This window comes from Nonomuraea sp. NPDC004702 (genome assembly GCF_053601695.1).
On sequence record NZ_JBSGCE010000046.1, the window covers coordinates 64,608 to 71,130 of the forward strand.

At 74.0% G+C, this 6,523-nt stretch carries 6 protein-coding genes; 3 read left to right on the plus strand and 3 right to left on the minus strand.

Features of this window, described 5'->3' with window-relative positions:
- Positions 1 to 23 precede the first annotated feature (23 nt).
- Together ACWEJ6_RS39245 and ACWEJ6_RS39250 are read left to right on the plus strand one after the other, a co-directional pair.
- A complete protein-coding gene (locus tag ACWEJ6_RS39245) occupies positions 24 to 455 on the plus strand; it encodes an SRPBCC domain-containing protein (protein WP_452430483.1) in 432 nt (143 codons plus the stop codon).
- Positions 442 to 774 (plus strand): ArsR/SmtB family transcription factor, encoded by a 333-nt coding sequence (locus tag ACWEJ6_RS39250; protein WP_452430485.1) that lies wholly within the window; start codon positions 442 to 444, stop codon positions 772 to 774. Before ACWEJ6_RS39245 ends, ACWEJ6_RS39250 begins: the two co-directional genes overlap by 14 nt.
- A 16-nt stretch (positions 775 to 790) precedes the next feature.
- Here the strand turns inward: ACWEJ6_RS39250 and ACWEJ6_RS39255 are convergent, their stop codons facing one another.
- Positions 791 to 1,975 (minus strand): MFS transporter, encoded by a 1,185-nt coding sequence (locus ACWEJ6_RS39255; protein ID WP_452430487.1) that lies wholly within the window; start codon positions 1,973 to 1,975, stop codon positions 791 to 793.
- A 155-nt stretch (positions 1,976 to 2,130) separates the two neighbouring features.
- A complete protein-coding gene (locus ACWEJ6_RS39260; RefSeq protein ID WP_452430489.1) occupies positions 2,131 to 4,374 on the minus strand; it encodes an arylsulfatase in 2,244 nt (747 codons plus the stop codon).
- A gap of 110 nt (positions 4,375 to 4,484) precedes the next feature.
- Between ACWEJ6_RS39260 and ACWEJ6_RS39265 the strand changes: the two genes are divergently transcribed.
- Positions 4,485 to 5,072, plus strand: a complete 588-nt coding sequence (locus tag ACWEJ6_RS39265; protein ID WP_452430492.1) for a TetR/AcrR family transcriptional regulator — start codon at positions 4,485 to 4,487, stop codon at positions 5,070 to 5,072.
- A gap of 105 nt (positions 5,073 to 5,177) precedes the next feature.
- Here the strand turns inward: ACWEJ6_RS39265 and ACWEJ6_RS39270 are convergent.
- Positions 5,178 to 6,523: peroxidase family protein (locus ACWEJ6_RS39270; protein WP_452430494.1), on the minus strand; the 1,346-nt coding region annotated here is incomplete at its 5' end.

A 6,523-nucleotide genomic window follows, 5' to 3' on the forward strand; every position in this document is an offset into this window, starting at 1 on the left:
CCCTGCCGCATATGGAGGTCGTCATGGGATTCCCCGATCGGGTCGAGCGCACCGTCGAGCTCGCCCATCCGCCAGGCAAGGTGTGGGCGGCGCTCACCACCCCCGAGGGCCTGGCCGCCTGGTTCGGCCAGGAGGCGGTGATCGAGCTGCGTCCCGGCGGGCCGGCGCGGCTGAGCTGGAGCGACGGGCACACCGTCGACCTGCGCGTGGAGCGCGTGGAGGAGCCGTCGGTGTTCGGCTTCACCTGGCCGGTCTTCGGCATGCCGGAGGGCGACCCGCGCCGCACGTACGTCGAGTTCACCCTCGAACCGGCCGGCACGGGCACCCGGCTGACCGTCGTCGAGACCGGCTTCGCCCAGTTGCCGGACGACCACCACCGCAAGGCGTACGACGCCCACACCGAGGGGTGGGCGAGCGAGCTGGGCGAGCTGGCCGGGCACCTTGACGCCGCGTGACATCGAGGCGGTGGCCGAGCAGGTCTTCGTCGCGCTGGCCGACCCGAGCCGGCGCGCCGTCCTGGCCGAGCTGGCCGCCCGGGGCCCGGCCACGGCGACCGACCTGGCCGCCCGCCTGCCGATCACCCGGCAGGCGATCGCCAAGCACCTGACGCTGCTGGGCGAGGCCGGTCTGGTGACGGCCGAGCCCGGTGAGCGCCGCCGCGTCCGCTACCGGCTGCGCTCGGCCCCGATGCGGGTGGCCCAGCAGTTCCTGGCCGCGCTGGCCAGCGACTGGGACGGCCGCCTCGACGCCCTGCGCGACCACCTCGACGGCTGACCGCCCGTCCCCCCGCTCACGCGGCCCGGCGGGGACGGGTGAGCCAGGAGAACGACCCGGCCATCACGAGCGCCACCAGCCCGCCCGCGACCATCGCGGCCGAGACTGAGAAGGCGTCGACGACCGTGCCGCCCAGGAGCGCGCCGAGCGCGAAGGTCGCCTGGAACGACGAGGTGAACACGACGGTCGCCGCCTCAGGCGCGCCGGGCGCGGCCCGCAGGAACCACGCCTGGGAGCAGACCGGCACTCCCCCGTAGGCCAGCCCCCACACCACCAGCAGCACGACCGCGCCCGCCGGCGAGCTGCCGGCCAGGGGCAGCAGCAGGGTGGCCGCCGCGATCAGGCCGCCGCAGACGGCGAAGGCCAGGCGGGGTGCGGTGGCCACGGCCCGGCCGGCCAGGAAGTTGCCCGCGATGCCCGCCGCGCCGTAGGCCAGCAGGACGGCGCTGACGGCGGCCGGGGACAGACGGGTGACGTGCTCCAGGAAGGGCGTGACGTAGGTGTAGGTGCCGAAGTGCGCCAGCACGACGAGGAACGTGCCCAGCAGGGCGATCCCGGTGCCGCGCACCCGCAGCAGGTCCAGCAGGACGCGCGCGCCGGTGACCTGGCGGGCGGGCAGCGGCGGCAGCACGCGCAGCAACGCGACCAGCACGAGGACCGAGAGCCCGGCCAGGACCAGGAACGCCGTCCGCCAGCCCGCCAGGTGGCCGATGAAGGTTCCGGCGGGCACCCCGAGCACCGAGCCCAGCGGCACGGCCGAGAAGATCACCGCCGTCGCGGCGCCCACGGCGGCCGGCGGCACCAGCCGGGACGCCAGCCCCGCCGCGATCGACCAGAAGCCGCCGATGGTGAGCCCGACGAGCACCCGCGAGGCCAGCACCACCCAGTAGGCCCCGGCCACGGCCGCCAGCACGTCGGCGGCGGCCAGCACCGCCATCAGGACGCAGAGCATCACCCGGCGGTCCAGCCGGGCGGTGGCCACGGTCAGGACGGGCGCCGCGACGGCGGCCACGAAACCCGGCAACGTCATGGTCAGCCCCGCGGTGCCGTCGGTGACGCGGAAGTCGGCGCCGATGGTCGTCAGCAGGCCGATGGGCAGGATCTCGCTGGTGACGATGGCGAAGATGCCCAGGGTGATCGAGGCGACCGCGAGCCAGGAGATCAGCGGCGGGCGCGGCGGGGCGAGGGTGGTGGTGGCCATGGTTCCGTTCCAGGACAGGGGTTGATCTACGGCGAACCAGCCAACCAGCCACGACGTCCCCGGCACCGGCCGATTTCGGACCACACCGTCAACCGCCCCCGGACCACACCGTCAACCCTCGGACCACACCGTCAACCGCGTTCAGGCCCACGCCGTCAGTCGGCGTGCAGCGCGGTCCGCAGGCCGGCGAGCAGGTCGGGGGTCGCGGCGCCCGGCGTCCTGAGCCGGACCGAGAGCAGCCGCCCGTTCCACCGGGCCGGGACGCGGTACCGGCCGGAGACGGGCAGCCCGAGGTCGTGGCCGAGCCGCAGCCCGGCCCCGCCGTGCTGGAGCGCGACCGGCAGCAGGCCGTCGAACGCCAGGGCGCCCACCACGACCCCGCCCTGCGACAGGTGGAACGCCGAACCCGCGGGGCCCGTCGTGTGCACGACGTCCACGGACTGGCGGCCGGCGGGCAGCGGGCGGTCGGCGGTGAGCTCCAGCGGCTCCCCGGCGCGGGAGAACGTGAAGGCCAGGCGGCCTCCGGTGACGTACAGGGCGAAGCCGCCGTTCCAGTCGCCCAGCGCGAACAGCACGCCTTCGGGCTCGCGGGCCGCCTCGATCTCGGCCGTCCAGCGGAAGCCGCCGAACAGCAGCGGCAACGACTCGTCGCACACGGGCGAGGCCCCGGGCCGGAACGTGCGGTCGTCGCCGGGCGGCCAGGCCGGCCCGATGAGCGCGCCGAGGCGGGCCACGAGGTCGTCGTACAGCGGCAGGACGTTGTTGCGCCCGGCCTCCCGGTCCCACAACCGCCGCAGCTCGGCGACCACCTCCGGATGCCTGGCGGACACGTCGGCCGCCTCGGAGAAGTCGGCCGCCAGGTCGAACAGCGCCCAGTGGTCGGCGTCGAGGTCGCGGCTGCCGGTGAGCAGTTCCTCCTCGTCCAGGACGCCCGTGGACACGTGGTCGGTGGTGACCTTCCAGCGGCCGTGGATGAGGGAGCGCGAGCCCAGCATCTCGAAGTACTGGGTGGTGCGCGGCGCGGGTGCCCCGGGGTCGGCGAAGGTGGCCAGGAAGCTCGCCCCGTCCACCGGCTGCTGCTCGATCCCGTCCACGACGTCGGGCGCCTGGATGCCGATCGCGTCCAGCAGGGTCGGGAACAGGTCGTTGACGTGCACGATCTGGTCGCGCACCGCGCCGCCGCCGCCGATCCGGGCCGGCCAGTGCACGATGAGCGGCGTCCGGGTGCCGCCGAGCCAGGTGTAGCGCTTCCACAGCCGGAACGGCGTGTTCCCGGCCCACGCCCAGCCCCACGCGTAGTGGTTGTAGGTGCGCGGCCCGCCCCAGTCGTCGTGGTGGGCCAGGTTGTCCTGCGGGGACTCACGGATGCCGGCGGAGAAGCGGTGCTCGTTGACGCTGCCGTCCACGCCGCCCTCGGCGCTGGCGCCGTTGTCGGAGAAGATCACGATGATGGTGTCGTCGAGCCGCCCGGTCTCCTCCAGGTGGGCGATCAGGCGGCCGAGCTGGGCGTCGGCGTGGGTGAGGAAGCCCGCGAAGACCTCCTGCTGGCGGGCGTACAGGCGGCGGCGGTCGGCGGTGAGGCCGTCCCAGGCGGGCACCCAGTCCGGGCGCGGGGTGAGCACGGTGCCGGGCGGGACGACGCCCGTCGCGGTCTGGCGCCGGAAGATCTCCTCCCGCCAGGCGTCCCACCCCTGGTCGAAGCGGCCCCGGTAGGGCTCGCTCCACTCGGGCGCGACGTGGTGCGGGGAGTGCGTGGCGCCGAGGCCGAGGTGGAGGAAGAAGGGTTTGCCCGGGGCGGCGTGGCGCTGGTCGTCGAGGTGCCGGACGGCCTGCGTGACGAGGTCCTCGGTGAGGTGGTAGCCCTCCTCGGGGGTGGCGGGCGGCTCCACGTGGTGGTTGTCCCGGACGAGGTTGGGCGCGTAGTGGTTGGTGTCGCCCTGCAGGAAGCCGTAGTAGCGCTCGAAGCCCTGGCCGAGCGGCCAGTGGCCGAACGGGCCGGCGGCCGAGCGCTCGTAGCGCGGCGTGAGGTGCCACTTGCCGATGGCGATGGTGGAGTAGCCGTCGTCGCGCAGGATCCGCGGCAGGGTCGCGGCCGAGCGCGGGATGCGGGCGGTGTAGCCGGGGTGGTCGAGCGGGATGTCGGCGAGGAAGCCCATGCCGACGGCGTGGTGGTTGCGTCCGGTGAGGAAGCAGGCGCGCGACGGCGAGCACAGGGCCGTCACGTGGAACCGGTTGTAGCGCAGGCCGCCGGCCGCGAGCCGGTCGATGTGCGGCGTGGCGATGCCGGAGCCGAAGCAGCCGAGCTGGGCGAAGCCGGTGTCGTCCAGGACGACGGCGAGGACGTTCGGAGCGTGCTCCGGCGGGCGGCCGGCCCGCCGGAAGATCGGTTCTGCGGTCACGGCGAGGCTCCTGCCAGGAGAGGCGTACGGTCTTGGACAGCAGACGGCACGAGAGTAAGACAGGTTGTCTTAATTCGCGACGATACCTCGGTGATCCGGAAAAGGTGGGAATGCAGGCCAAAGAGAAGATTCTCCTGGCGGCCGAACGGCTTTTCGCCGAGCGCGGCCTCGACGTCTCGCTCCGGGAGATCGCCGTCGCGGCCGGGCAGGGCAACCATTCGGCCGTCCAGTACCACTTCGACGGCAAGGCCGGCCTGATCGACGCCCTGTACGCGCACCGCATGACCCCCCTCAACGAGCGCCGCCGCGAGCTGATCGGCGACCTGCGCGCCCGCGGCCTGGAGGAGGACCTTCCCGCCCTGGTCGCGGCGTACCTGGCCCCGCTGGCCGAGCACGTGCTCGCCCACCCGGGCACGAGCTGGTACCTGCGCTTCACCAGCCGTTACGTGTTGTCCGGCGGCTACCGCTCCTGGCCCTACTCCAGCGACCACCATCCCGGGGTCGCCGAACTGGCCGTGCTGCTGCGGCGGCGGCTGCCCGGCCTGACGCGGGAGCGCCTGCGGGTGCTCAACCTGCACGTCGTCGTGGTGCTGGCCGACCTGGAGCAGCGCCTGGGCGACCCCGCCTTCGACGCCGGGCGGGCCGCGGCGGCCGTCGCCGACCTGCACGTCACCGCCCAGGCCCTGCTCACCGCCTGACGTCCGGGAGGGCCCGCGCCGGGGCGGGAGGCGTCCCGGCCCGCCACGCGGGCCGCCGGGCACGCGGAACGCCCGGGGCGGCCGCCCCGGGCGTTCCGGTCAGGCTCAGGCCAGGTCGAACCGGTCGAGGTTCATGACCTTGTCCCACGCCGCGACGAAGTCACGGACGAACTTCTCCTTGGCGTCGTCGCTGGCGTAGACCTCGGCGACCGCGCGCAGCTCGGAGTTCGCGCCGAAGACGAGGTCGGCGCGGGTGCCGGTCCACCGCACCTCGCCGGTGGCGGCGTCGCGGCCCTCGAAGACGTTGGCGTCCTCGGTCGAGTGCCACGTCGTGCCCAGGTCGAGCAGGTTGACGAAGAAGTCGTTGGTCAGCGTCCCCGGGGTCGTGGTGAGGACGCCGAGCGTCGACTGCCGGTGGTTGGCGCCCAGCACCCGCAGGCCGCCCACGAGGACGGTCATCTCCGGCGCGCTCAGCGTCAGCAGGTTGGCCCGGTCGAGCAGCAGGTACTCGGCCGGAAGCCGGTTGCCCTTGCCGAGGTAGTTGCGGAACCCGTCGGCGACCGGCTCCAGCGCGGCGAACGACTCCACGTCGGTCTGCTCCTGCGTGGCGTCCGCGCGTCCCGGCGTGAACGGCACCTGGACGTCGAAGCCGGCCTCCTTGGCGGCCCGCTCGACGCCCGCGCACCCGGCCAGCACGATCAGGTCGGCCAGCGAGACCTGCTTGCCGCCGGTCTGGGCGCCGTTGAACGCCTTCTGGACGCCCTCCAGCGTGCCCAGCACGGTCGCCAGCCGGTCGGGGTCGTTGACCTCCCACGCGCTCTGCGGCTGCAGGCGGATGCGCGCGCCGTCGGCGCCGCCGCGCTTGTCGCTGCCGCGGAAGGAGGAGGCCGAGGCCCACGCGGTGGAGACCAGCTCGGACACCGACAGCCCCGTGGCGAGGATCTGCTCCTTGAGCGCGGCGACGTCGGCCGCGTCCACGAGCTCGTGCGTCACCTCGGGCAGCGGGTCCTGCCACAGCAGCGTCTCGGCCGGGACCTCCGGGCCGAGGTAGCGGGCGCGCGGGCCCATGTCGCGGTGGGTGAGCTTGTACCAGGCGCGGGCGAAGGCGTCGGCGAGCTCGTCGGGGTGCTCCAGCCAGCGGCGGGTGATCTGCTCGTAGATCGGGTCCACGCGCAGGGCCAGGTCGGTCGTCAGCATCGTCGGGGCGTGCCGCTTGGCCGGGTCGTGGGCGTCGGGCACGGTGCCGGCGCCGGCGCCGTCCTTCGGCCGCCACTGGTTGGCTCCCGCGGGGCTCTTGAACAGCTCCCACTCGTAGCCGTAGAGGATCTCCAGGAAGCTGTTGTCCCAGGTCGTGGGCAGGTTGAGCGCCACACCAGCGACAGCCGGGGCGCGACGTCGAACGCCGGCCCATCGGCAGGCTTGACGACGACGTGATCGAGGAGCAGGGCCAA